Source organism: Micromonospora sp. NPDC005324 (assembly GCF_040607155.1).
Lineage (GTDB): Bacteria > Actinomycetota > Actinomycetes > Mycobacteriales > Micromonosporaceae > Micromonospora > Micromonospora trifolii.
The window spans coordinates 14,809-38,800 of record NZ_JBEXGE010000038.1 but is presented as its reverse complement, the minus strand read 5'-3'; the positions used below and the strand labels follow the sequence as shown (position 1 = coordinate 38,800).

The 23,992-nt window shown below is 68.9% G+C and carries 20 protein-coding genes; 4 read left to right on the top strand and 16 right to left on the bottom strand.

All coding sequences use genetic code 11. The features are described 5' to 3' along the window. Nucleotides 1-72: 72 nt before the first annotated feature. Nucleotides 73-1,422, bottom strand: a complete 1,350-nt coding sequence (locus ABZS40_RS29630) for an FAD-binding protein (protein ID WP_354946926.1) — start codon at nucleotides 1,420-1,422, stop codon at nucleotides 73-75. Nucleotides 1,423-1,469: 47 nt separating this feature from the next. Here ABZS40_RS29630 and ABZS40_RS29625 point away from each other — a divergent pair, with 47 nt between their 5' ends. Beyond that, on the top strand, nucleotides 1,470-2,993 hold the full coding sequence (locus tag ABZS40_RS29625; protein ID WP_354946924.1) for a PLP-dependent aminotransferase family protein: 1,524 nt from the start codon (nucleotides 1,470-1,472) through the stop codon (nucleotides 2,991-2,993). On the opposite strand, the gene ABZS40_RS29620 is transcribed toward ABZS40_RS29625, so the two are convergent. Continuing rightward, entirely contained in the window at nucleotides 2,943-4,199 is a 1,257-nt protein-coding gene (locus tag ABZS40_RS29620; protein WP_354946922.1) for a GAF domain-containing SpoIIE family protein phosphatase, read from the bottom strand. The two genes, ABZS40_RS29625 and ABZS40_RS29620, sit on opposite strands and share 51 nt — an antisense overlap. Before the next feature lie 194 nt (nucleotides 4,200-4,393). On the opposite strand from ABZS40_RS29620, the gene ABZS40_RS29615 reads away from it, so the two are divergent. Next, on the top strand, nucleotides 4,394-4,861 hold the full coding sequence (locus tag ABZS40_RS29615) for an ATP-binding protein (protein ID WP_354946920.1): 468 nt from the start codon (nucleotides 4,394-4,396) through the stop codon (nucleotides 4,859-4,861). 33 nt (nucleotides 4,862-4,894) lie between these two features. Here the strand turns inward: ABZS40_RS29615 and ABZS40_RS29610 are convergent, their stop codons facing one another. From ABZS40_RS29610 to ABZS40_RS29575, 8 genes are all read right to left on the bottom strand, one after another. Beyond that, entirely contained in the window at nucleotides 4,895-5,194 is a 300-nt protein-coding gene (locus ABZS40_RS29610; protein ID WP_354946918.1) for an STAS domain-containing protein, read from the bottom strand. Next, nucleotides 5,191-9,342 carry a SpoIIE family protein phosphatase gene (locus tag ABZS40_RS29605; protein WP_354946916.1) on the bottom strand — a complete coding sequence of 1,384 codons (4,152 nt, stop codon included), beginning with the start codon at nucleotides 9,340-9,342 and terminating at the stop codon, nucleotides 5,191-5,193. Before ABZS40_RS29605 ends, ABZS40_RS29610 begins: the two co-directional genes overlap by 4 nt. Nucleotides 9,343-9,690: 348 nt before the next feature. Beyond that, nucleotides 9,691-10,881, bottom strand: coding sequence for a glycosyl hydrolase (locus ABZS40_RS29600; protein ID WP_354946914.1), 1,191 nt, complete (start codon nucleotides 10,879-10,881; stop codon nucleotides 9,691-9,693). Between the two features lie 38 nt (nucleotides 10,882-10,919). Further along, the gene (locus ABZS40_RS29595) at nucleotides 10,920-11,804 is read right to left on the bottom strand and encodes a carbohydrate ABC transporter permease (RefSeq protein WP_354946912.1); all 885 of its coding nucleotides are present in this window, start codon (nucleotides 11,802-11,804) and stop codon (nucleotides 10,920-10,922) included. After that, nucleotides 11,801-12,709, bottom strand: coding sequence for a sugar ABC transporter permease (locus tag ABZS40_RS29590; protein WP_354946910.1), 909 nt, complete (start codon nucleotides 12,707-12,709; stop codon nucleotides 11,801-11,803). Before ABZS40_RS29590 ends, ABZS40_RS29595 begins: the two co-directional genes overlap by 4 nt. Continuing rightward, complete coding sequence (gene ngcE, locus ABZS40_RS29585) at nucleotides 12,709-14,133, bottom strand: N-acetylglucosamine/diacetylchitobiose ABC transporter substrate-binding protein (RefSeq protein WP_354946908.1); 1,425 nt, start codon at nucleotides 14,131-14,133, stop codon at nucleotides 12,709-12,711. Before ngcE ends, ABZS40_RS29590 begins: the two co-directional genes overlap by 1 nt. A gap of 16 nt (nucleotides 14,134-14,149) precedes the next feature. Beyond that, complete coding sequence (locus tag ABZS40_RS29580; protein WP_354946907.1) at nucleotides 14,150-14,899, bottom strand: SIS domain-containing protein; 750 nt, start codon at nucleotides 14,897-14,899, stop codon at nucleotides 14,150-14,152. After that, the gene (locus tag ABZS40_RS29575; RefSeq protein ID WP_354946906.1) at nucleotides 14,896-15,813 is read right to left on the bottom strand and encodes a MurR/RpiR family transcriptional regulator; all 918 of its coding nucleotides are present in this window, start codon (nucleotides 15,811-15,813) and stop codon (nucleotides 14,896-14,898) included. The genes ABZS40_RS29580 and ABZS40_RS29575 overlap by 4 nt, the downstream gene beginning before the upstream one ends. A gap of 96 nt (nucleotides 15,814-15,909) precedes the next feature. Here ABZS40_RS29575 and ABZS40_RS29570 point away from each other — a divergent pair, with 96 nt between their 5' ends. Continuing rightward, nucleotides 15,910-16,860 carry a BadF/BadG/BcrA/BcrD ATPase family protein gene (locus ABZS40_RS29570; RefSeq protein ID WP_354946904.1) on the top strand — a complete coding sequence of 317 codons (951 nt, stop codon included), beginning with the start codon at nucleotides 15,910-15,912 and terminating at the stop codon, nucleotides 16,858-16,860. A 47-nt stretch (nucleotides 16,861-16,907) separates the two neighbouring features. Here ABZS40_RS29570 and ABZS40_RS29565 read toward each other — a convergent pair whose 3' ends face one another. From ABZS40_RS29565 to ABZS40_RS29555, 3 genes are all read right to left on the bottom strand, one after another. Further along, nucleotides 16,908-17,309: a nuclear transport factor 2 family protein gene (locus ABZS40_RS29565; protein ID WP_354946902.1), complete on the bottom strand. Its 402-nt coding sequence runs from the start codon at nucleotides 17,307-17,309 to the stop codon at nucleotides 16,908-16,910. Between the two features lie 87 nt (nucleotides 17,310-17,396). Next, nucleotides 17,397-17,816, bottom strand: a complete 420-nt coding sequence (locus ABZS40_RS29560) for a nuclear transport factor 2 family protein (protein WP_354946900.1) — start codon at nucleotides 17,814-17,816, stop codon at nucleotides 17,397-17,399. Between the two features lie 126 nt (nucleotides 17,817-17,942). After that, nucleotides 17,943-18,386, bottom strand: a complete 444-nt coding sequence (locus tag ABZS40_RS29555) for a VOC family protein (RefSeq protein ID WP_354946898.1) — start codon at nucleotides 18,384-18,386, stop codon at nucleotides 17,943-17,945. A 483-nt stretch (nucleotides 18,387-18,869) separates the two neighbouring features. Between ABZS40_RS29555 and ABZS40_RS29550 the strand changes: the two genes are divergently transcribed. Then, the gene (locus ABZS40_RS29550; RefSeq protein WP_354946896.1) at nucleotides 18,870-19,343 is read left to right on the top strand and encodes a hypothetical protein; all 474 of its coding nucleotides are present in this window, start codon (nucleotides 18,870-18,872) and stop codon (nucleotides 19,341-19,343) included. 164 nt (nucleotides 19,344-19,507) lie between these two features. On the opposite strand, the gene ABZS40_RS29545 is transcribed toward ABZS40_RS29550, so the two are convergent. From ABZS40_RS29545 to ABZS40_RS29535, 3 genes are all read right to left on the bottom strand, one after another. Beyond that, nucleotides 19,508-19,657 carry a hypothetical protein gene (locus ABZS40_RS29545; protein ID WP_354946894.1) on the bottom strand — a complete coding sequence of 50 codons (150 nt, stop codon included), beginning with the start codon at nucleotides 19,655-19,657 and terminating at the stop codon, nucleotides 19,508-19,510. A gap of 652 nt (nucleotides 19,658-20,309) precedes the next feature. Further along, nucleotides 20,310-20,678 carry a hypothetical protein gene (locus ABZS40_RS29540; protein ID WP_354946892.1) on the bottom strand — a complete coding sequence of 123 codons (369 nt, stop codon included), beginning with the start codon at nucleotides 20,676-20,678 and terminating at the stop codon, nucleotides 20,310-20,312. 169 nt (nucleotides 20,679-20,847) lie between these two features. Next, a complete protein-coding gene (locus ABZS40_RS29535) occupies nucleotides 20,848-23,799 on the bottom strand; it encodes a BTAD domain-containing putative transcriptional regulator (protein WP_354946890.1) in 2,952 nt (983 codons plus the stop codon). Nucleotides 23,800-23,992: the final 193 nt, after the last annotated feature.

The following is a 23,992-nucleotide window of genomic DNA, read 5'->3' as shown; positions in this document are numbered from 1 at the left end:
CGAAGGAGTCGACCGTGAACGTCGAAGCGTGGCCTTTCACCAATGCAAGCCAGTCCTGGCGCGATCGCTGCGCTACTGGCTATGGGGTCGGATGTTGTGGTTGAGGTGGAACACGTTGTGCGGTTCCCAGATCGTCTTGAGCGCGGTGAGCCTGGCGAGCTTGGCGGCCGGGTACGCGCGGCGTACCCCACGTTGCCCCTCGTCGGCGGCGAGCGAGTTGACGTAGACGCCATCGGCGTACGGGTCGAGCGCGGCTCCCGCACTGCGAGCCGCCGCCATCCACATGTCGTCTTCCGATGGCTCGGTCCAGCGGGAGCCGGCGCCGAACTCGAACATGGTGCCGCGGTGGCTGAACGCCGCGTCGGCGTCGGCGACGTCGGCGATGGCGCCGCCGTGCGCCTGCAGGCCGACGTTGGCCAGGTGGGTGCCGGTGTGCAGGTCCGACGCGCCGCGCAGCAGGAACGCCTCGATCGCGGCGGTGGGGAACCGCCGCAGGTAGTGCGCGCTGGAGTACCGGCGGTAAGCGTGGCCGCCGACGGTGTCGTCGCGTTGCTGCAGTTTGAGGTATGAGGGGGTGGTGACCCGCTCAGCTACCGGGCGCCCGAGCGCGCGCATCGCCGGCAGCAACCGGTGCCCCTGTGCCGGGTCGCCGACCCATACGAAGCCGACGGTGGCGATGGGGCCGCTGGCCGTGCTCTGGACATCGGCGGTGAAGGTCGCCTGCCGCGGCGCGACGGCGTTGAGGTCCCGCCAGCCTTCGAGCACCGGTACGGCGTCCTCGGCGCGGAAGTCGAACTCGGCGACCAGGGTCTGCGTCCCGGTGTGGTGCAGCTGGAATTCGAAGTCGGTGACGATGCCGAAGTTGCCGCCCCCGCCGCGCAGGCCCCAGTAGAGGTCGGGGTTCTCGGTTCGGCTCGCGGTCACCACCTCCCCGTCCGCGGCGACCATCGTGTAGGAGACGACGTTGTCGCAGGCCAACCCGTGTTGCCGGGCGAGCCAGCCCATGCCGCCGCCGAGGGTCAGGCCGCCGACCCCGGTGTGCGAGACGTTACCCGCGGTCGTGGCGAGGCCGTACGGCTGCGACGCCCGGTCGAGTGCGCCGAGCAGCGCGCCGCCCTGGACCCGGGCGCGTCGCCGGATCGGGTCGACCCGAACGCCGTTCAACGGGGTCAGGTCGATCATCAGGCCGTTCGCGGGGACGGCGAGGCCGGCCACGTTGTGCCCGCCGCTGCGCACCCCGATCTCCAGGTCGAGTTCGCGGGCCAGGCGCACCGCGACCGCCACGTCGGTGACGCTCGCGGCCTGCACGATCATCCGCGGACGCCGGTCGATCATGGCGTTCCAGACGGTGCGGGCCGCGTCGTAACCCGGACTACCCGAGGTGAGAAGGCGGCCGTCGAAGTGGGGACTGGTAGTTGTCATACATCGGAGCCTGACGGAAATCGGTACACCCGGTAAGGTCCGATTCCATGGGCCGAATCAGGACCAATTCGAGCACTGCGGAGGACCTGCTCATCCAGGTCGACCGGTCCGCGGCCGAGCCGCTGCACCGGCAGATTGCCGCCTCGATCCGGGACAGCATCCGGGCCGGCCGGTGGCGTCTGGGGGCGTCCCTGCCGCCCACCCGCACCATCGCAGCCGATCTGGGCGTCTCACGCGGCGTCGTGGTCGAGGCCTATCAGCAACTCGTCGCCGAGGGCTACCTCACCAGTCGGGTGGGCGGCTACACCCAGGTCGCGGTCGAGCCGGTTCCGCCGTCGGCGGGTCGGCGCGGCGGGGATCGACCGGCGGCCCGGATCGACTTCGGGTACGGCCGCACCGACGTGTCGTCATTTCCCCGGGCCGCCTGGCTGCGTTCGGTGCGAACGGTCCTCACCACCACGCCGAACGAACGCTTCGCCTACCTCGACGGGCGTGGCGTACCCGAACTGCACACAGCCCTGATCGACTACCTCAGCCGGGTCCGTGGCACATCGGCCCGACCGGAGAACGTCGTGATCTGCAGCGGTTACGGTCAAGGCGTCGCGCTGATACTCCAGGTGCTCGCGGTGCGCGGCGCCCGCAGGGTGGCCGTCGAGGACCCATCCGCGGACGACGACGCCCGCCTCGTCGCGGCCGCCGTCGGCCTGGACGTGATCGGCGTCCCGGTCGGGCCAGACGGCATTCTCGTCGAGGAGCTCGAACAGACCGACGCGGACGCCGTCGTGCTGACGCCCTCGCACCAGTGGCCCACCGGCGGCGTCCTGTCGGCCACCGCGCGGGCCCGGGTCATCGGCTGGGCGCAGCGTCGCGGCGCCGTGGTGATCGAGGACGACTACGACGCGGAGTACCGCTACGACCGCGCGCCCGTCGGCGCCATGCAGGGGCTGGCACCCGACACCGTCGTCTACTGCGGCACAGCGAGCAAGACCCTGGCGCCAGGGTTGCGCCTCGGGTGGCTGCTTGCGCCGTCACACCTGGTCGACGACATCACGGCGGCGAAGGTACGGGCCGACCGCGGCTCTCCGGTCATCGACCAACTCACCTTCGCCGACTTCCTCACCCGCGGCGAATTCGACCGGCACCTACGGCGCATGCGCCCGGTCTACCGCCGCCGTCGCGACGCACTCCTGGCCGCGCTGCGCGCAAGGCTGCCCGAACTGGAACCGGTCGGTGTCGCGGCGGGCCAACACGTCGTGACCTGGCTCCCGCACGACCTCGACGAGGCCTCGGTCGTGGCTGCCGCCGCCCGGCGCGGACTGGTCGTGCAGGGCGTCTCCCGGTATCGACTGAGCCCCGCCGGACCTGGCGGGCTGATCTTCGGCTACGCCACCCTCACCGAACGCTCCATCACCGACGGGGTGGCAGCCCTTGCCGACGCGGTCACAGAGGTCCGAGGGCGGCAGACGCGAAACGATGAGGCGGTCTGCACAGGGGCTGTGGAGGGTGCTGCAGCCACCAGTTCAGCGGCGATCCTGCTCGGCTCGATACTCCCCGTGAGCGTCGATTGGTGATGTGCGGCGGAGGACCAGCAGGGCGATGTCGTCGTTGGGATGCTCCTCCGCGGTGCTGGCCATGATGTGGTCGCACAATGCGTCGGCTGGCCCGGATCGCACGGCGTCGGCGAGGCGCTCGATGCCGGTGTCGATCACTTCGCTGCGGCGTTCGATGAGTCCGTCGGTGTAGAAGACGAGCGTCGCGCCGGGCGGTAGGTCGAGAACGGTGGTGCGGCGATTGACCAATGGTCGGCCCACGCCGAGTGGTCGGTCCACCGTCAGGTTGACGAGCTGGGTGGGTTGGTCGGGGGCGGCCAGCAGCGGTGGCAGATGGCCGGCGCAGGAGACGTGGACTGTGGCGCGGTCGGGTGCGATGAGGGCGTAGACGGCGGTGGTGAGAGTGCCGGCTTCGAAGTGGTGGATCTTGCGGTCGAGGGAGGTCAGCGCCTGGGCGGGGTCGTCGGAGTCGAGGGCGTAGGCGCGCAGCGCGCTGCGGATGCGTCCCATGACGACGGCGGATGCCAGCCCGTGGCCGGAGACGTCTCCGATGACGGCGCCCAGCCAGCCCGAGGGCAACGTGAACACGTCGTACCAGTCGCCGCCGATGCCCAGGTCGTGGCCGGGTACGTACCGGGCGGCCAGGTCGAGGCCGGGGATGTCGGGTAGCCGTCCGGGTAGCAGGCTGTGTTGCAGGGCCAGCGCCGCCTGCCGATCGAGGACCCGTGCTCGGGCCTGACCCGCGAGGCTGGCCCGGTCGGCGACGAGTTGCAACAGCTGCACGTCGTCGGGGCCGAACCGTCGCAGGGCCAGGGAGCCGACGTGCAGAACTCCGACGAGGTTGCCGTTGGCGAGCATGGGCACGCCCAGCAGGGCACGTACGCCAGTGGTGAGCAGGATGGGATTGACCACGTCGTCGGGCGTGACGTTGTAGATCGTGACCGGTGCGCGTGTCGCCGCCACCCGCCCGGCGAACCCGCGTCCCACCCGGACGCGGAAACCCCGGCGTACCTCCTCCTCCAGGCCTTTGGTCGCTGTCGCGACAAGCTCGCCGGTGTGACCGTCGAGCAGCAGGATGGTGGCGGTATCGACCTTGAGCAGGTCCCGGACCCGTTCGAGGAGCTCGTCGAGCAACTCGGCGATGTTCAGCCCCGACAGGGCGGCATCGGTGATCGCCTCGATACGACGCAGCCGCTCGTCATTCGTCACCACCTCGGCACCCGCCACCCAGGCAGCCTAGACGCCGGCGCGCCGCCGACGGTTCGTCAGGAACGAGATCAATGGTGTCGCGCCTTCGATGTGGGGTACCTTCCCATGTCACATTGATGCCTACGTCGTCCGGTGAACCGTTTCGGAGAGCACACTGTGACGCGCGACCGGCAAGGTCACCGGCCTTCACGTCCGGAAAGAGAGGGGAACCAGTGGCGGACCCACCTCGCGACCAGCATGCGCCGACTGCCGGGAGGCCCCTCTTCTCGACGTCGTTCGACCTCGCTGACCTCGCTCGCGTTCGCAACGAGGTCGAGGCCGTCAGTCGCCGGTGCGGCCTCGACCCCGACGAGATCGAGGACTGGGTGACAGCGGTCAACGAATTGTTGATCAACGTGGTGCGACACGGGGGCGGCACGGGCGCCATACGGCTGCTCCTCAACGGCCAGCTCACCTGTGAAGTGATCGACCGGGGGCGGGGTTTCAACACCGCTCGCTACGTCTCGCGCGTCGAGCGGCCGCCGCTGTCCGGCGCAGGGGGAATGGGCCTCTGGGTGGTCGGGCAGATGGCCAACTACCTCCTTGTCGACAGCGGACCCGAAGGCACCACCATCCGTATCGCGGCACGCACCCGGGACGTCGGTGGAGCTGTCGGCAAGCTCTCGCGGGAAGGGTCGTAGGCGCCGTATACCCTGCCCGAACAGCCTGTCCGATCAGGCACTGACGACTGTCATCAGGTCGGCGAGGCCGGCGATGGTCAATACGGGAGCCAGGAGTGGGCTGGCGATGAGGTGGATCCGCTCGACGTGGGGAAACAGGACGGCGAGGCCCGCGCTGTCGAGATATTCCAGTGCGGTCAGGTTGACCGTCAGCTGGCCGGGCGCGACCTCTGCGGCGCGGGCGAGGGCAGCCGCGAAGTCGGCGGCGTTGCTCATGTCGACCTCACCGGCTGCGGTCAGCACGGGAGTGCCGTCGGGTTGGTGGCCGGTGGTGAGGGTCAGTGCGGTGCTCATGAAATCCTCGCCTGCATGTCGATGGTGGTGCCGGTGGCACCGGGTGTGACGGTGATGGCGTCCATCAGGGCACGCATGAGGAGCAGGCCCCGCCCCCGGTGGGTGTCAACGTCCGCCTGGGGTGTCTTCCAGTGCCCACTGTCGGTGACGCTGAGGTGCAGACCGTCGGCGGTGGCGGTGGCCCGTAGTCGGATCCGTCCGCCGGGGTTGTCGCGGTGGCCGTGCTCGACGGCGTTGGCGCAGGCTTCGCCGGCGGCCACCAGGACGTTGTAGGCGCTGGTGGGGTCGAGCCCGCAGCGCTCAAGCCAGCCCCGCAACGCTGTGCGCACGGGTGCGAGACCGCCGCGTTCGGCGGCGAAGTCGAGTTCGAGCGGCCCGGGGTGGCGGTAGAGCAGGACCGCCACGTCGTCGTCGTATCCGCTTGGCGGGGCGAGTTGGTCCATGACGTCGGTCGCGAGCATCTCGATGGGCTGGGCGCGTCCGTTCTGAATCACCGTCACGACGTGGTCGATGCCCGCGGTGAGCGGTTGGCGGCGGCGTTCGACGAGCCCGTCGGTGTAGAGCATCAAGGTCGCCCGCGCCGGCACGAGTTCCTCAGCTTCGGGCCGCTCGGCGCTGCCTCGAACTCCGAGGGGACGGGAGTGGCCCTGGTCGAGCAACCGGGTGCTGCCGTCCGGAGAGGTGACGATGGCGGGAGGATGCCCGGCGCTGGCGTAGCGCAGCTGCCCGGTCGTCGGGTCGAGGACGCCGCAGAAGACCGTCGCGCACAGCGCTCCGGGTAACTGGGCGGCGAAACGGTCGAGTGCGGTGAGCGTGCGCGCCGGGCTGGAGTCCTGCAGCAGCAGGGCACGGCAGGCGCTGCGTAGCTGTCCCATGACGGTGGCGGCTTGCAGTCCGTGGCCGACGCAATCTCCGACGACGATGCCGATCTGCCCGTCGACGAGCGCGATGGTGTCGTACCAGTCGCCGCCGACCTTCAACGGCCGGGTGGCGGGTGCGTACCGCGCGGCGAAGCCGCTGGGTAGCTGTGCGGGGCCGAGGATGGCCCGTTGCAACGCGAGGGCGGTTTCCCGTTGCTGATCAATCTGCTGCACCCGGTGCAGCCCTTGGCTGAGGTGGCCGGCGAGCAGGGCCAGCAGCGTTTCGTCCTGTTCGGTGACGGGGCGCCTCTCGCCGAGGTCGATCCACAGGGCCATCGTGCCGTGGGGGTGCTCGACGGCGATTCCGACGCCCGTGGTGTGGTCGGCGACAGTGGTGAGCAGGGGACGGTCTCGCAGGGCGGTGAGCATCTGCCGGCGTTGGTCGGTGAGGGTGTCCCAGCGTTGGTGTGGGTCGGTGGTGGCGACGGTCGGGGTGTGGGAGCCGTCGAAGACCGCGGCGAGGACGCGCGTGGCGCGCCACAGCCCGCGTAGCTCATTGAGGACGCTGTGCAGGGCGTCGGTGAGGTTGTCCGCCTGCGACAGTCGGATGCTCAGGGCGGCCAGTGCGGTTTCCCGTTGCACGGCGTAGTGCTCCGCAGTGACATCGCGGAAGGTGCCGACGATGACCCGTCGACCGGTGTCAGGGTCCTGCACCTGGTTGAAAGCGGCGGCTGCCCACAGACGATGTCCGTCTCGGTGCGTCACCGGAATGGTGTATGCGCCGCTGGTCTGACCCGTGAGCATGGTGAGGGCGTCGGCGACTTGCTGGTATGCCTCCGGCTCGGTGTCCCGGCTTGGCCACCAGGGGGGATTGGCGGCGTAGGGGAGCCCTTCGGGGCCGTAGCCGAGGAGGTCGGTGAAGGTGGTGTTGATCTCGACGACGGCGCCGTTCTCGTCGCAGACGAAGAAGGCTTCCTGTAGCGAGTCGATCAGGGCGGTTCGCCACCGGGCGTGGTGATTACGCAGCCGAGCCAACGTGACGTTCGTTCGTACCCGGGCCAGCAGTTCGGCGGCGGCGAACGGCTTGACCAGGTAGTCGTCCGCTCCCGCCTCCAGCCCCTCGATGGAGGACTCCTGCCCTGCCCGTGCCGACAGCAGCAGGACCGGCGTTCCCGCCGTACGGGGTTCGGCGCGTAGGGCGGCTACCAGTTGCAGACCGTCCAGCCGGGGCATCATCACGTCGCTGACGATCAGGTCGGGATGGTTGACCCGTGCCGTTTGCAGGGCCGTTTGACCGTCGTTGACCGCCTCGACCCGGTAGCCGGCCGCGCGCAGCAGGCGGGTGAGGTACTCCCGCATGTCGGCGTTGTCGTCGGCGACCAGGATGTGCGCCGGGTTTGGCCGTACGTCCGTCGTCGTCGCCGGCACGCTGCGTCCGGCAACCTCGTCGGGCGCACTCGGCGACGGCTCGTGTGGTAGCCATCGCAGCGCCTCTTCGACGAACGGTTCGGCGGTGGCGGAGACGTCGTGATCCTCGGCGTGAGTGACGCTGCCCGGCGGTAGGTGATCGGTGCCGAAGGGCAGCCGGATGGTGAAGGTGGTGCCTCGTCCGATGGTGCTGTCGGCGCTGACGTCGGCGCCCTGCAGCCCGACGAGTTCTTTCACCAGCGCCAAGCCGATGCCGCTGCCCTCGTTGGAGCGGGAGCGGGCGTTGTCGATGCGGTGGAACCGCTCGAACAGTCGCGGCATCTCCTCGGCGGGCACTCCGATCCCCGTGTCGGCGACGGTCACCACGGCCCGGCCGTCGTCAGCGCGCAGCCGTACGCGGATCGCGCCGTCGAAGGTGAACTTCAGGGCGTTGCTGAGGAGGTTCAGGATGATCTTCTCCCACATGCCGCGGTCGATGTACACCGGCTCGGGCAGTGGGGGGCAGTCCACCTCGTAGGTGAGACCGGCGCGTTCGACGGCGGAGCGGAACACGCTGGCGAGGTCGGCCGTGACCGCGGCGAGGTTCACCGGCTGGTAGTGGGCCTGCATCCGGCCGGCTTCGATCCGGGAGAAATCCAGCAACGCATTGACCAGCTTGCCGAGTCGCAGCCCGTTGCGGTGCATGACCTGCAGCTCCTCGCGCACCCCCTCGTCGGTGTCGCCGAGGCGGGAACGCAGCTCCTCCAGCGGACCCATGATCAAGGTCAGGGGAGTGCGGAACTCGTGGCTGATGTTGGAGAAGAATGCCGTCTTCGCACGGTCGATCTCGGCGAGCTCCTCAGCCCGCTGCTGCTGCGCCTGGTAGCTGCGCGCGCTCGCGATCCCGGCCGCGACGTGGCCCGCGGCCAGTTCGATGAAGCCTCGGTAACCGTCATCGAGTGGCCGGTACCGATTCAGGCCGGCCACCAGGAAGCCGTAGGGCGTGTCGCCCTGTTGCAGCAGCGGCACCAGGAGTGCCTGCGTGGGTGGTTGTGACCACGCGCCGGTCGGCAGTCCTGTGAACGGGGCGCCTTCGAGCGGGACAAGTCGTGACTCACCCCGCGCCAGTGCCGCTACCGGCCACACCGGGGCCGGCCCCGTGGCGGGAATCGTGCGAAGGGCTGCGGGGTGGCCAGTGGGGATGCCTGCGGCCGCGGCCAGGCGGGCGCTGCCGTCGCCATTGAGAAGGTAGATCGCCGTGAACGGAAGGTCGAGGTCGTTGCGGCCGAGTTGCCGGCCGGCGAAGGTCAACATCTCCTCCTCGGTGCGCACCACGCTGGGGTCGGACCCGAGGTCGCGCAGCGTGGTCATCCGCCGTTCGCCGACGACCCGCTCGGTGTCCTCGCTGACCACGCACAGCATGCCGATGAGGGCGTTGTCGTCGTTGCGCAGCGGGCTGTAGGAGAAGGTGTGGTAGCTCTCCTCCCGGTAGCCGGACCGCTCCAGGAACAGCAGCAACGCTTTGTCCCAGGTGGCTTCCCCGGTGCTCAGCACCCGGTCGATTCGGGGGCCGATGTCCGGCCAGATTTCCGCCCACACCTCACTGGCCGGGCGGCCCAGAGCCCACGGGTACTTGCGGCCGAGGGTGTCGCGTCGGTATGCGGCGTTGCAGAAGAAGGTCAGCTGCGGGCCCCAGGCCATCCACATCGGGAAGCGCGACGACAGCAGGATGCTCACCGCCGTCCGCAGGCTCTGCGGCCAGTCCGCGGGATCGCCGAGCGGAGTCGACGCCCAGTCCACCTTGGCGAGGTCACGGCCGATCTCGCCGTCGCCGGCGAACGCGTCGGCCCTGGTAAACGGCCGTTGTGCGGCGCTGCTCATCGTTGCGACACTCCCTCGAACCGCACGCTTGCCCTCGGCACCGTCTCGCCGCCCGGATCGGTGCCGCCCTCAGCGCCGACGTGTCGACGGCGCAGATGCCTCGCGGCATCGTAAAACACGTCCGGCCCAGAGTTGCTGCCAGACCAACCAGGGGCGCGACATCGCGCGCCGCGCCTTTCATCACTCGACAGAGCCCCGGGATCCATCCGAAGCACAGCCGAATCCGTACCCCTGTCTCTTGCCGACAAACCGGCGGCACGCTCTGCTCGCTCATCAGCTGACACGCAGCCGGACGGCCGCTCGCCGTGCCTGGCGAGCGGCCGTCCGTACCCTTGGTTTGGGTTTCGCTCAGCAGCGGCCGAGATCCTCCCACTGCTGGGTCCAGCCTGGCTCGGATCCCTGCGTCCAGTGCCGCGCCCGCCACAGGTGCTTGCCGTCACCCGACGACGGACCGCTCGGGTCGCCGTACCTGCTCTTCTCGTGCTTGACGGTCTGGCCGCCGGTGTAGACGGTGCCGAAGGCCCACTCCGGTGCGGTGGAACAGTCGCCGGCCGACGGCGGTGTGGTGGGCGGGGTCGTCGGCGGAGTGGTCGGTGGAGTGGTCGGTGGGTTCGTCGGGTTTGAGCAGGTGCCCGTCGTGGCGACCGTGTCCGCGAACGTGCTGCCCGCCGAGCGGTACGCCGCCGTCTTCGACGTCACCTGCGCGGGGGTGAGCGCCTGGTTCTTCGCGAACAACACCCAGTCGACCTGCTGGATGTAGGTGCTCAGCCCGCCGGTGTGGGTCGCCGTGTCGATGAACCAGAGGTTCCAGTTGATCGTCATGGTCTGCCGGGGGTAGAACTTGCCCGAGTGGTCGCCCACCTGGACGCCGTCGATGTAGTAGGTGACATGGCCGTTGGCCACCGTCGCCACCAGGTCGTGCCAGCCGTTGAGGCTGCTGCGCTGCTCCGAGTGCTGGTTGTCCGCGTACCAGGGTTCGTTGCGGTAGGTATACCAGGTGGTCTGGTAGTTGATCGGGCCGGTCTCGCCCCACCCGCCGTTGGGCAGGTACTCGGAGATGTCCAGCTCGCTGTAGGTCGGGTCGAGGTCACCGTTCAACGGACTGATCGTGAAGAACGTCTGGTTGATGTGGTCGCCGTCGTTCCCACTGGTGGGGGTGTCGGTGAAACGCACCCGGCTGGCGTACGTGCCCTCGAGGTAGCGCTTCTGGGTGCTGTAGAGCTCCGCCTGGTTGGTGCCGGCGCCGGTGCCGTCGGTCGAGGCGGTGAGCTGCATGACCTTCTGGCCGCTGACGGTGGGGAAGGTGATGCTGTTCGGCGACCAGGTGGCTCCGGGCACGCCCGGGCCGCCGGAGTAGCTGCGCGGGGTCCAGCCGTGCGCGTTCAGTGAGCTGTCGCTCGACGATGTGTAGGAGAAGTCGTCGAACAGGTAGCCGCATTCGGCGGCGGAGGCACTCGGTGCGCTGGTGAAGACTGCCAGCGTGCCGAGCAGGGCCGCTACTCCTGCGAACCCTATTGATCTACGTTTGTCGATGGACATGAGCCGGGTCCTCCGATGGGTGGGGGTGGAAAGGGGACCTACTTGACCGCGCCAGCGGTCATACCGGCGCGGATGTGCCGTTGGAACGCGACGTAGGCGACGAGCACCGGCAGCATGGCGATGGTCAAACCGGCGAACAGACCGCTCCAGTCGCTGCGATACCCCTGGCTGACCGACAGGGCGGCCAGACCCTGCGCCAGGACGTACCGGTCCGGGTCGGGATTGAGGACCAGTGGCAGCAGATACTGGTTCCAGAGCCCGAGGAAATTGAAGATGCCGACCGCCACCAGGCCCGGTCGGGCCATGGGCAGCATCACGCGGAAGAAAACTCCGCTGTGCGAACAGCCGTCGATGAATGCCGCCTCCGCCACCTCTCCGGGAAGCGTGCGGAAGAACGCGTGCAGAAAGAAGACCGTGAAGGGCACGGCGTACGCCGCGTAGACCAGGATCAGACCGGGGTACGTGCCCAGCAGCCCCAACCGTTGAACGACGAAGAAGAGTGGCACGAGCGCCAGGAACACCGGGAAGAACATCGCCGCGACGAAGGTGTAGTAGACGAGCCGGTTACCGCGGAACTCGTAGCGGGCCAGGGCATAGGCAACCAGGGAGCCCAGCAGCATGGTGAGCAGTAGCGCGCAGCCCACGACGATGACGCTGTTGAGGAAGTAGCGGCCGATACTGGCCTGGGTCCACGCTCGGGACCAGTTGTCGAACTGCGGCGAGGCCGGAAGCGACCACGGATCGTTCAGGATCTCGTTGTCGGTCTTGAACGAACTGATTACCGCCCAGAGCAGCGGAAGCGCGGTGACGACCGCCCAGGCCAGCATGGCGAGGTGCACCGGAAATGTCGCGTAGGACCGTCGATCAGGAACATCAGGGGCCGGCCGGGTGGAGACGGCTGCTCGCTCACGCGTCACGGTCACGCCAGCTCCAGCCTCTCCTTGCGGCCCGACCGCAGGGCCAGCACGGCCAGGGTCAGCGTGGCGAAGAACAGGGCGACTCCCATGGCTGAGGCGTAGCCGAACTTCCCGTACTGGAAGGCGTTGCGATACAGCGACAGCCCGATCACCTCGGTCGCGCCATCCGGTCCGCCGGGCCCGACGGTCATCACCTGGACGACGGCGAAGGCGTCCAGTGCGGCTATGCCCAGGTACACGAACGCGACGTGCACGCTCTCTCGCATCAGCGGAAACGTCACAGTGCGGAAGGTCGCCCAACCGCCGGCGCCGTCGAGCAACGCCGCTTCGAACAGTTCCCGCGGAATGCTGTCGATCGCCGCGCTGAACAGCACCACGTAGAAGCCCACCGACGACCAGACCAGCACCGCCATCACCGCGATCAGCGCCAGGGACGGCGACGCGAGCCAACTCCGGGTCAAGCCGTCCAGGCCGACCGACCGCAGCGCCCCGTTCAGCAGCCCGTTGTTGGGGTTGTAGACGAACCCCCACAGCACCGCGATGACCACCAGGGACAACAACTGCGGGAAGAAATAGACGATCTGGTACGCGCCGGAGCCCGCGATCCCCCGTCGTCCACCGCGACCACCGAGGTGCATCATGCTCGCCAGGAACAACCCGATGCCGATGGTCACCAGTGGCACCACGACCAGCATCACCGCGTTGTTCCGGACCGCGTTCAGGAAGAGGGAGTCGCCGCCGAGGCGGGCGTAGTTGCCCGCCCCGACGAAGCGCGCCTCGCCGGCGACGCCGGTCCAGTCGGTCAGCGACAGGTAGAAGGCCTGCGCGTACGGCGACAGCACGAACACGGCGTGCAGCACCAGCGCTGGCACCAGCGCGCCGGCCAGGAACCGCCACCGACCGTGTCTCATCAGCGGGTGTACTTCTTCACAGTGGAGTCCTTGGCCAGCCCGTCGGCCGCCTTCTGGATCCGGTCCGACCACTGCCTGGCGGTGATCCGCCGGTTCACCAGTTCGCCGGTGGCGTCGTCGACGGCCTTGGCCAGTGGGGCGTACCAGGTGCGGAAGCGGTAGGTGAAGGTCTCGGTGCCGGCCGCCCGGACCACGTCGCGCACCGAGCCGAGGCCGCTGCTCAGCGTGAGACCGTCGGTGGCCCCAGCCACGGCGGGCAGGGTCCCGGCGCTCTCGGCGAACGCCTTCGCCGACTGCTTGGAGAACAGGATCCGGAGATATTCCATACCGCCAGCGGGATTCTTGGCCTTCGCCGGCACCAGGAACGATTCGCTGCTCGCCGCCTGCACCGCGGTGTGCTTCAGAGCGTCCGCCGTCGTGATTGAGGGCACCGGGGCCATGACCATGTCGAAGTTCGCTGGGGTTACGCCCTTCTGCTCGCTCTCCAACCAGGACCCGCAGGGGATGATCGCTGCCTTGCCCTGCGACCAGGCGGCCTGCGCCTCGGTGTGCGACAGCGCTTCGGAGCCGGACATGAGGTAACCCTTGCCGGCCAGCTCGGCGAACGCCTCGGCCGCGCCGAGCAGGCCCGGCGCCTTCCAGGCGTTCGGCTCCAGGTTGTCGACGGCCTTGATCAGCGCCGGTCCGCCGGTCTTGGCGGCCATGCCGAGCAGCGGGTCGTTGATGTACTCCGGGTACTTGCCCTGGTAGGTCCAGGGCGCGATGCCGGCCGCCTTGATGGTCGCGCAGAGCGTGAGCATGTCGTCCCAGGTCGTCGGGAAGGTCCAGCCCTTCGACGCGAAGAGCGGCTTGGAATACCAGAGACCCCAGACGGTGTAGGTGAAGTTGAGCGTCAGCGGCACCGTGTCGAACGTGCCGTCGTCGACAACGCCGGGCAGCAGCGTGTCGCGCACCGTCCTGCCCGGGTCGTCGAAGGAGGGAGCGTCGAGCAGCTCGCTGAGATCACTGACCTGCTTGGCGGAGACCAGCGTCGCGATGTCGAGGCGGTTCGCGCCGGTGTTGTCCACGACGTCCGGCGGGGTGTTCGCGACGAACCGGGGCTGCAGGGCCTCGCCGATCTTCTGGATGCCCTGATGGTCGATTTTCGCGCCCGCGTACTTCTGGGCGTAGAGCGTCTCGGCGCGCTTGGCGTACTCGTCGCCGTACCCGCCCTTGAAGATCACGACCTCGAGCGGCGCGTCCGCCTTGACGCCCAACGGGTTGTCGGCGCTCTTGGCGCCGGTGTTTCCGGCGGCTCGGTCCTCGTCGTCGCTGCCGCCGGTCACGCAGGCGCTCAGCAGGGGTAGCGCCACACCGGCGGTCACCGCCGCGCGCAGCACGGTTCGTCTCGTGGGGTACGGTCCGGACAGGGATGAACGGTTCATCAGCTGGGCCTTTTCCCTATGCGGTACGCCGGATGCGCCCGGCGTACCGCGCTTCGATGTGTTTGTTGTGTTCCCGCCCGCCCGGCACGTTGTCGGACAGGTAGACCGGCGGGGTGACCTTGAGCGCCAGCAGCCGTGCCACCACTTCGGTGACGATCTGCTGGGCCAGCAGTGCTGCGGTGATCGACGAGACGGCCCCGACAGCGCCGTCGCCGTAGTCGAGGGACGCGTCGCCGTACGGTGCGCCGTTGTCGAGCACGACGTCGGCGAGGTCGGCGAGCTTGAGCCCGCTGTCGTGCCGCGAGTCGACCCGGGCCGAGTGCTCGACCGAGGTGATCGCGATCAGCGCGTGTCCGCGCTGCTTCACCAGATGTGCCATCTCCACGACCGCGCCATTGACGCCGGAGTTCGAGGCGATGACGAACGCGTCGTCGGGCTTGATCGGGGCGAGTGCGTAGAGGCGGTGGGCGATGTCGGGTGTGCGTTCGAGTTGCGGGTCGGTGAGCACGTTCGTCGGCTCGCCGCCGTACAGGACGATGTCGCGTAGGGCGATCTTGTTGGTGGGCACGAGGCCGCCGGCCCGACCGGCGATCTCCATGGCGAGTGCCTCGGAGTGTCCGCAGCCGAACGCCTGGATCACCCCGCCGGCCTGCAGCGTCGCGGTCAGCAGATCGGCGGCCCGCGCCACCCGGTCGCCCTGGGTGGTGCCGACACGTTCGATGGTCCTGGTGATGACCTCGACATAGTCCGCGCTTGTGATCGTCACAGCGGCTTTTCCTTCCGTGCTCGCTTGCGGTTCGCATTGGTGTCCGGCATCCGGTGTGCGTCGACGGCCCGCACGGTGAGTTCGAGAGCTTCGGCGGTGCGCTCGTAGGTGCGCTGCGCGACGGCGACGTAGATGAGGTCGAGGATCAGCAACTGCGAGTGCAGCGCGGAGAGGGCTGCGAGCCGGAACGTGGTCTCGTGCACCGACGTGGTGAAGACGACGTCGGCGACCTCGGCCAGTGGTGAACGGGCGTACGAGGTGACCGCCACGGTCAGCGCGCCATGATCGGCGGCCTCGGCCAGCATCTCGATCGCCTCTCGGGTCCGACCGGAGTGCGACAGGCTGATCGCGACGTCGCCCGGCCCGAGCAGCGCGGCGTTGGTGAGGGCGGTGTGCGTGTCGGCGCGGTACCGCACCGGGATGCGGATGCGTTCGAGTCGGAACGCCATCTCGCTGCCGGCGGTGCCGCTGCTGCCGAGCCCGAAGATCTCCACTCGGCCGGCGGTGGCGATCGCGGCCGCGACCCGTTCGACAGCGGCCGTGTCCAGGCCGGACGCGGTCGCCTGGATGGCCCGGGTGTCCGCTGCGGTGATCACGTCGAGGACGCCGCCGATCGGGTCCTCTGGCGCGATGTCCCCGGAGATGTCGGTCTCCCAGCGTGCCTGCTCGGCGCGCCCGGTCTCGGTCGCGACGGCCACGCGCAGGTTGGCGTACCCCTTGAAGCCGAGTGCCCGGCTGAAACGGGTGACCGTCGCGGTGGAGGTCCCGGATCGCTCGGCCAGGTCGACGATGCTGGCGTGCGCCGCCGTCTCCGGATCGTCGAGGATGGCCTCGGCGATCTTCGCCAGGGCCTCCGGCATGGTGGGTCCCTCCATGCGGAGCCGCACCAGCAGCCCGCCACTCTCACCCGTCACTGGTGATCATCCTTTTCATCGGTTAGCTATGAGCATGAAAATTACGACCACATCGATGTCTAGTCAATAGAAAATTTCTATGCTTCGATTTTGGACATGGTTCTGGTACTCGGTGTCGACGCCGGAGGCACGGCGTCCCGGGCGGTCGTCGCGACGCGGGACGGCACAGTGGTGGGGCGCGGCGCCGCAGGTCCGGGCAACCCGACGGCTGCGGGGCCGGCTGCTGCTCGCTCGATCGGCGCTGCGGTGCGCGAGGCCTTAAGAGAGCACGACCCGGCATCCGTACGCAGCGGCGTCGCAGGCATCGCCGGCGCGGGCATCATGGAGGATCCGGGGATCACGGCGGCCTTCACCGCCGAGTGGGCCCAATGCGGGCTCACCTGCCCGATCGCCGTGGTCGGCGACGCGGTGACGGCCTTCGCGGCAGGCGCCCCGGCGCCCTCGGGAGCGGTACTCATCGCCGGCACCGGCGCGGTCGCCGCCCGAATCGACGACTGGCGCGTCAGCCGCACCGTCGACGGTCTCGGTTGGCTGCTGGGAGACGAGGGCTCGGGCATGTGGCTGGGCCTGCAGGCGGTTCGTTCGATCGCCCGGGCCTGGTCGGGTCCCACGATCGACGGCGGGCTGGCAGCCACGATCGCGGCGCAGGCGGGCGTGACCAGCTGCGACGAACTCGTGCAGTGGGCCGGCCGCCAGCAACCCGCGGCATTCGCCGCGCTGGCACCCCTGGTCTGCGCCGGCGCGACGGCCGGCGACGCCCTCGCCGAGCGGCTGACCGCCGAGGCCGCCACCCGACTGGTCGCCACGCTTGGCGAGTTGGGCCCACCGGACGGCCCCGTCGTGCTCGCCGGCAGCCTCCTGACCAACACCACGCCGGTACGAACGGCGGTCCTGGCCACCCTCTCCGGCCCGGCCGCGACCGCCGGGGACCCGGCGATCGGGGCCGCCTGGCTCGCACTACGTCAGATCACCGACCAGGAGGAGGCGGCGCGCCTGCACCTCCGCATGCTGCGACCCGGTCGTGAAGCGTCAGCGGCGGGACACTGACCGGACCGCGTACATCCTCACGTCTCCGACGTCCGATGATCTTCCCGTTATTCGGCGTAGGCGTTGGCGACCTGAAACGAGTCCTCGTAGAGGCGAAACTTGACAATCTTGTCACCGCTGACCTGGAAATGCATGGCCACGGCCATCTCGTACCGTCGGCCGGTGTTGCGAGCGACGCGTCCAAACCGTCCCAGCATCACCGCGTGGTCACCGTCGTACACAATCGTCTCGATCTCGTCGACGTTCTCCTCCGGCACGACGTTCGCGCCAAGTGTCCGCAGGTAGTCGGCGACGTCGGCACGCCTGGAACGCCTACCCGTCCACGGCATCGACGGCGAGCCGGGCACGTCCCAGTCGATGTTGTCGCTGAAGAGCATGGCTACGTCATCCGGGTTGGCACCGCCACCGAGCAGGCCGAAGAATTGTTCGACAACATCACGAGTAGTCATGGGCGATTACCTCCATCGGTGTCTGCGCGGGAACTGAGCTTCCTGACCTCATCGATGGTCTTGCGCAGCCGTCGCGGCGGGCGTCGCCTACCGGTCGGCAGGGATGTCGGCCACCCCGTTGGGCAGCATGGCGCGGGCGGCTCGGACGAGGTCGAGTGACTCGCGGAGGAGCTTGATCTTACCGTTCTCGGCGACGAGGCGGCCGGCGTACATCTGGCTGAAGATGCGGCCGCTCACCGTCCGGCGCTCTACCGAGTATTCGCCGAAAGCCTGGTCCGGGGTTTCGATGAGGACCTCGACGGCGTCGAAGCCGAAGTCGGGCACCACCTTGAGCAGGCCGACGATGAACGCGCGGATCTCGTGCGGGCCAACGATGCGGGGCGGTAGCCCGATCGACGTCAGGTACGGCAGTTCGATCACGCCGTCGTCGGTGAACAGTGCTGCCGTGGCATCTGGGTCGGCGATGGTGGCGGTGTAGGACCGCATCAGTTCGCCTGCGCTTCTCATCTGGTGCTCCTGTCCGGGAAGCGTGCTCTGGTGGTGGCGGACCGTCCTCACGTCGGACCGGCCAAGGTGGGCTGGCTCCGGCGGTACGCCTTCAGGCCTGGCCGAACCGCGTGGTGCGGGGTCGGCTCAGCCGACCGGGCTGGCGCCGGCTTGGAAGACGTTGATGAAGTTGCCGTCGGTGTCCCGGATGGCGGTCGAGACGCTTCCGTCGCCGAGGTCCAACTGGTCCCAGACGATGACCACGCCGAGCTCCCGAAACCGGCTGGTGGCCTGTGCGAGGTCGTCCACCCGCAGGACGAGGGCCTTGTTGCCGATGGGTCGGACATGGTCCGGTGGATCGAGGAACATGTCGGACACGCGATAGCCGTTGGCGGGCTGAAGCAGTTCGAGCCGGAAACCGTGGCCTTCGACGTAGGCGACGTCGGCGTCGATGGCGTCGAACCGAGACCGGGCCGTCTCGTTCATCCCGAAGACGTCGTGCCACCACCGGACGGCGTCGTCGATGTCGCTGACCGTGATGGTGATGTTGTGCAGGGACAGTGTGAATCCGGGATCGGTCTCGCTGGGCATGATTCCTCTTGGAAGTAGTTGTGGGGGCGCGTCCGTCCGCCGGACCCTCGTCGGTCGCGCAAGTGCCACCTGGCGTGTTCCCGAGGTCTCGGGTCAGTATCGCAACGGCGTGGCGTCCGCCGGGGCGTAACGGGGTCTCCCCTCGGTGGCAGGTGGCGTTGCGGCGCGGAGGTGCTCAGATCTGGTCTTCTCGTCGAGGGCGAGGCCGGTGATGCCGGGGGTGTCAATGGGGCCGGGGGTGAGAGACGCAACGGCATCGTTGAATGATCCTCCGCCCGCGTTGGCGAAGAGCACATCGACGCGTCGGCCCTGCTGTTCTCCGCGAGGCCGGCCTCGTGCAGTCGCGACGGGGCGCGGCCGCCGCAGGTGGCTGAGCCGGCGGCCTGTCCGGCAGAGATGACGTGGCAGGGATTGGGTATGCCGGACACCACGACCAGAGGTCGGCGGGATGCGCGCGACAGCGGACAAGGCCGAGGTGATCTCATGGCAAGGGGCCGGCTGGAAAGCCTGACGAACGGGATCGTGGCCGGTGCCGCCGCGACGCTCGCCCGCGAAGTGTTCAGCAATCTCGACGTGGGCGTCCGCGCTCGCCCGATGAGTGACACCCACGAGCGCGCCGTGCAGCGGATGGCGGATCTGGCCCACGTGAACCTGGGGCCGGCAGACCGGGCGGCGAAGCGGCGCGCCGGGTTCGGGCCCGTGTTCGGGTTCGTCAACGGAGTGTCGGCCGTGTCGCTCTTCGCGGCGCTCGCCGGGCGGCGGCGGCCAGCGCTGCCCGTGGCGGCGGGAATGATCGGGGTCGGAGGCATGCTGCTGGCCGACGGGGCGATGGCCGCGCTCGGGGTGACCGATCCCCGCCGCTGGGGCACCGAGGGTTGGCTCGAGGATTTCCTACCGTACGTCGCGTACGGTCTGGTCGCCGCCGGGGTCTTGGAGCGGCTGAACCGGGGCGGCTGACCCGGCCCAGCGGCCCCCTCAGCGGTTCGGTCGAGCGGGTGCGGGAGCCGGTGACAGCAGGCATGCCCACGGGCTGCGGGTGATCACCGTACGGACCGCGATGCCGCCGATCCGGACGGCGCCGAGGTCCCTCGTGCGGGATGTGCGGCCGATTCGGGCCGTGCTCATCGGCCGTCGATCGCGGAGGCGATCTTGGCTGGGGCGTTCAGGGGTGCAAGCTGGTCCTCGCCCAGTCCGTAGCGCTGGGCGAGGTACGCCGCGTCCTGCCAGGTGATCAGCGAGCCGGGCTGGCCGTCGTCTCGCACCCGCCGCATGATCGACCACCGCCACCACCGCAGCGCCTACGCGTTCCGCCTCAGCTCTCAGCGCGGAGATCGTCTCTCCGACACCCCGGGCGCTGCGCCTGGTCACCAATCCGTCGTTCACGATCGACCCCCGCTCACCGCGTCCCTGGGCGAATACATCTCATCCTCCCCACAAGCGAGACCGGTCCGGGGAGGTTCACCGTAAAACGCCACCCAGCAGCCGTCCCCCGAGGCCACCTCCGGAGACGGGCGTGTTGAGCGTGGTGTCGCCAGCAGGGGAGCGACGGTAGTAGTTGGCCCAGCCCGGCCACGAGGTCGGCGGTGGCCACCGCGTCCAGAGCCGCGCTGATCAGCACCGGAACGGTGGCCTGGGCGGGCAACGGACATCCCCCGAGGTCAAGGGATTCCTGCGGTCGATGGAAACGGTGAACGCAAGACCGTCGACATCACGGAAGGACAAGACGTCGACTACGGCACACTCGCCGGTTTCCTGGGCAAGACCACGGCGGGACTGTAGGCGCAGCACGTCTGTCGCGGTGCGCTGAGCCGGCCTGGCTGACGCGGCTTGCCTGCAGGTCGGTTCGGTGCCCACCGCGGCGGGGCCTCTCGCGCACACCCCACCGCGGTCCCTGCTTGAGCGCTCTCCGTGGTCATCGGCCGGTCAGCAACGCGCGGCGGACACCTGGATGGTTTCCGTGGTGGGAATGTAGTGCTGGCCCGGGTCCAGACTGTCGTCGGTCAGGAGCCAGTTGCCGCCGGTGAGGGTCCATTCGTAACCGCAGTAGCCGGGGCCGATGTAGTAGCCGGCGGCGCTCGCCCAGAACTCGCTCGTACGGTGGTTTGCGGCGAGGACCGTGTCGTAGTTTCCGTGCGTGTAGTTGCCGTCCCGAACGTGGATCACCCCCACGCCGATCGTGCTGCTGTTCAAGATGTAGTTGGACGCCGCGCTGGCCGGGGTAGCCACGGCAAGTGTGGCTGCGGTCATGCCCAGAGCGGCGCCTACAGCGACGGCCTTCTTCGGCAGAGACAAGGCTCGGTCCTCCCTCTTCGCGGCACCGTCTCGACGCCGACGATTGCGTGCCAGCCCGGGCGGGCGGCATCTGTTAGGGACGATCGTGCTGAATCGATGTTGGATTCTGGTTGGGTCGTCTCGATCGAGCTCATTGAAGCGGGCAGAATCAAACGGCGAACAGGTCCACCTACTGATCAAGCGTCGTCTGTCTCACGGTGCTGTCCGAGAGCAATTCAGCCAGCCGGGCACGCATCTCGTCGAGGCGACGGTCGCCCAGTGTTTCGAGGATGGTGACGGCTTCCTGCATGGCCGCGACGGCGGCAGGAACGTCTCGTCGCGCTGCTGCGACGTCGGAGCAGCCGTGCAGGGCCCAGGCTTCCCGCATCCGGTCGCCGGTGCTCCTGGCGAGTCGGACGGCGGTGTCGTAGTGGGTCTCGGCCAGGTCGACGTCGTCGCGCAAGAAATGCAGCCGGCCGAGATTGGTGTGGACGCTCGCGGACAACCAGTCCCGGTTACCGGATCGGTCGGCCGCGGCCAGCGCCGACGTGTAGGAGTCCAGCGCCTCCTGCTGGCGACCAGCCCGGCGATGCAGGAGTCCGAGGTTGTGTTCCACCTTGAAGATGAGATCGGGGTCGTTCAGCAGGTTCGCGGAGTGCCGGGCCCGCAGCAGTGGTGGGAGTGCTTCATCGAGTTCCCCGCTTTCGACCAGCATCCCACCGAGGCTCGCCTCGACGTCGGCCAGGCCGGCGTGGTCGCTGTTGCGTTGACACAGTGCGCCGGCGCGCTGGTAGGCGGCCCGGGCCTCGACGCGGTGCAACAGGAGGCTGTGTGCCACGCCCAGGCTCCCCTGCAGCGTGGCCTCGCCGATGCTGCTGCCGGCCATGGCCGCGGCCCGGATCCCCTGCTGGGTGACGTCGATCCAGGTGTCGCGATTGGCCCGCCGTTGTAACCAACCGCGAATGTTGGCGGCGAGGGGCCAGACGAGATCAGGGTGCCTCTGAGCGTGCTCGGTGATCATCTTGACGATCGTGTCCGACTCGGCGTCGACCCAGCGGACGGCTGCGGCCGTATCGGGCAGTTCAGGGAGGAGAAGGTGAAGCGGGTCGGGGGCGCCCTTACCGTCGGATCCGCCTGCGGTCGGCCGGATGCGTTGCTGTGCTTCGCCAGTTGCCTGCCCGTACCAGGACAGCAGTCGCCGTTCCGCGTCGGCGCGATCGGCCGACGTGTCCTCACGTCGGCCCTGCTCGCGGGCGAAGATGCGGGTCAGCTGATGGAGGCTGACTCGTCCCCCGTCGAGGGCGACGAGGTTGACCGCGGTGAGCCTGCCGATCAGCCCGGTCAGCACGGAGCCGGACATGACACCGGCCAGTGCGGCGACGGCACCCAGCGGGATCGCACCGGCAGCCGACAGTCCGAGGCGGCGCAGGAGCCGACGGTCCGGCGTCGCCAGCCGCCGGTACGACACCGCGATGACGGCGTGCACGCTGGCGTCGCCATCGGTGGTGGTAAGCCGGGCGATGCGTGTTCGCTCATCCTCCAGGTCCGCCACGAGGATGTCCGGCTGGGCTCCCAGCCGCAGGTGAGCTCCCACGATCCGCAGGGCCAGCGGCATCCCATGGCACAGCTCCACCAACGTACTGACGTCGCCACTCGCGGGCTCGGACATCCCGGCGGTCTCCAGGAGCAGACGGGTGGCCGGCTCGACGGGCAGTGGGGTGAGTACCAGTAGATGAAGGCCTTCGCGGGCGACGAGCCCGTCCAGCCGATTTCGACTGACGATCACCAGGAGGCTGTCACCGCTACCGGGCAGGAACGGCCGGGCCTGCTCCGCGGTGCTCACGTTGTCCAAGACCATCAGAACCGTTCGGCTGGACAGCAGTGAGCGCAACTTCGCCGCCCGCGCCTCCGCCTGCTTCGGCACATCGTCCGGGGCGACGCCGAGATCGATGAGGGTCCTGGCCAGTGCCGTCGTCGCCGGAGCGTCGTCGTCGAGGTCGAGGTAGACCTGCCCGCCGGGGAAGCCTCGCTGGTGTTGATGGGCCCAGTGGGTGACCAGAGCTGTCTTGCCCATACCACCGGCGCCGGTGACGACCATCGACCCGCGGAGCCGTTGACCGGGACCGACCCTCTTGTGCAGGCTGTCCAGGACTGAAAGCTCATCCTCGCGTGCGACGAAGTTGCTGGGTGGGGCGGGTAGCTGCATCGGCCGAACGGCATCGGGAACGGCGGACGGCGCACCTGCTGCCGCAGGACCGCGCAGGATCGCGGTGTGCAGCTGTTGCAGGCGAGCGCCCGGGTCCGCACCGAGCTCGTCGGCGAGCAGGCGCCGGGTCCGCTCATAGGTGGTCAATGCCTCCGCCCGGCGGTCACTGCGAACAAGCGCGAGCATCAGCTGTGCCTGGAGACGCTCGCGCAGCAGGTTCTCCGTCGCCAGAGCCGAAAGCTCGGCGCACAACTCGCGGTGCAGTCCGAAGCTGAGTTCGATGTCCACGCAGCTTTCGAATGCGATCATGCGCTGCTCGCCCAGGTGGTCGGCGGCTGCCCGTACAAGCTCGTTGTCGATAGTGCCCTGGTACGCCTCCGGCGCGCGCCACAGCCGGAGGGCCTTCCGGTAGCACCGGCGCGCCTCGGCGAGCCGGCCCCGCGCCTCGTCGTGGGCGGCGCTGTCGACGAGCGCCACGAACTCGCTCGCGTCAAGCTGGTGGCCGTCCAGCACCATTCGGTAGCCACCGGTCGCACGAACGATCGATTCGGTGCCCAGGTTGCGACGCAGGTGATGGACGAGTACCCGTAGTGCCACGCGCTTACTGTCGTTCGGGCCGTGACCCCACAGGGTCTCCATCAACGTGCCATCGGTAACCGTTTGACCGTCGGCGGCAAGGAGACACGACAGCACCACCTGATGTTGACGCCCGCCGGCCGGCACCTCCGACCCAGATGCGTCGACGGCTCGCAGGGGTCCCAGGACTTCGAACCGCATGGATTCCTTCCTCGGACGTACCCGGCGGAGATTCCGGTCGTGGCACGACGGCCCCAGCTCAGCGAGCCAAGCGGCACCAGGTCGAAAATTCCCGGCCGCAACTGGCGCTGACCTTCGGCCAACATCGAGCCAACATGCTCCTGAAAGACTGCCTCCCAACGGGGGCCGACACGTTCATCGAGATGACAGAGCCAGCCATGAAGCTCTTGACCAGCCTGAACGGTCGGGCATGCCACAGTAGAACCGTCGGTGGAGGTGGCGGAGTACCAACGTGAACGCCACCTCCACCCTCGACCGGCTCTCCTTCGACAGAGCCAGCCCGAGGCCCCTGCAACGACTGCGATGGATCCAC

What these genes read in the sequence shown, in the direction of transcription:
- ABZS40_RS29545 (WP_354946894.1), bottom strand. Translation starts at nt 19,657, where the DNA reads ATGCGGCGGGTGCGAGACGACGGCCAGCCCGGCTCGCTGATCACCTGG.
- ABZS40_RS29630 (WP_354946926.1), bottom strand. Translation starts at nt 1,422, where the DNA reads ATGACAACTACCAGTCCCCACTTCGACGGCCGCCTTCTCACCTCGGGT.
- ABZS40_RS29565 (WP_354946902.1), bottom strand. Translation starts at nt 17,309, where the DNA reads ATGACTACTCGTGATGTTGTCGAACAATTCTTCGGCCTGCTCGGTGGC.
- ABZS40_RS29610 (WP_354946918.1), bottom strand. Translation starts at nt 5,194, where the DNA reads ATGAGCACCGCACTGACCCTCACCACCGGCCACCAACCCGACGGCACT.
- ABZS40_RS29560 (WP_354946900.1), bottom strand. Translation starts at nt 17,816, where the DNA reads ATGAGAAGCGCAGGCGAACTGATGCGGTCCTACACCGCCACCATCGCC.
- ABZS40_RS29555 (WP_354946898.1), bottom strand. Translation starts at nt 18,386, where the DNA reads ATGCCCAGCGAGACCGATCCCGGATTCACACTGTCCCTGCACAACATC.
- ABZS40_RS29570 (WP_354946904.1), top strand. Translation starts at nt 15,910, where the DNA reads ATGGTTCTGGTACTCGGTGTCGACGCCGGAGGCACGGCGTCCCGGGCG.
- ABZS40_RS29625 (WP_354946924.1), top strand. Translation starts at nt 1,470, where the DNA reads ATGGGCCGAATCAGGACCAATTCGAGCACTGCGGAGGACCTGCTCATC.
- ABZS40_RS29600 (WP_354946914.1), bottom strand. Translation starts at nt 10,881, where the DNA reads ATGTCCATCGACAAACGTAGATCAATAGGGTTCGCAGGAGTAGCGGCC.
- ABZS40_RS29550 (WP_354946896.1), top strand. Translation starts at nt 18,870, where the DNA reads ATGGCAAGGGGCCGGCTGGAAAGCCTGACGAACGGGATCGTGGCCGGT.
- ABZS40_RS29590 (WP_354946910.1), bottom strand. Translation starts at nt 12,709, where the DNA reads ATGAGACACGGTCGGTGGCGGTTCCTGGCCGGCGCGCTGGTGCCAGCG.
- ABZS40_RS29605 (WP_354946916.1), bottom strand. Translation starts at nt 9,342, where the DNA reads ATGAGCAGCGCCGCACAACGGCCGTTTACCAGGGCCGACGCGTTCGCC.
- ngcE (WP_354946908.1), bottom strand. Translation starts at nt 14,133, where the DNA reads ATGAACCGTTCATCCCTGTCCGGACCGTACCCCACGAGACGAACCGTG.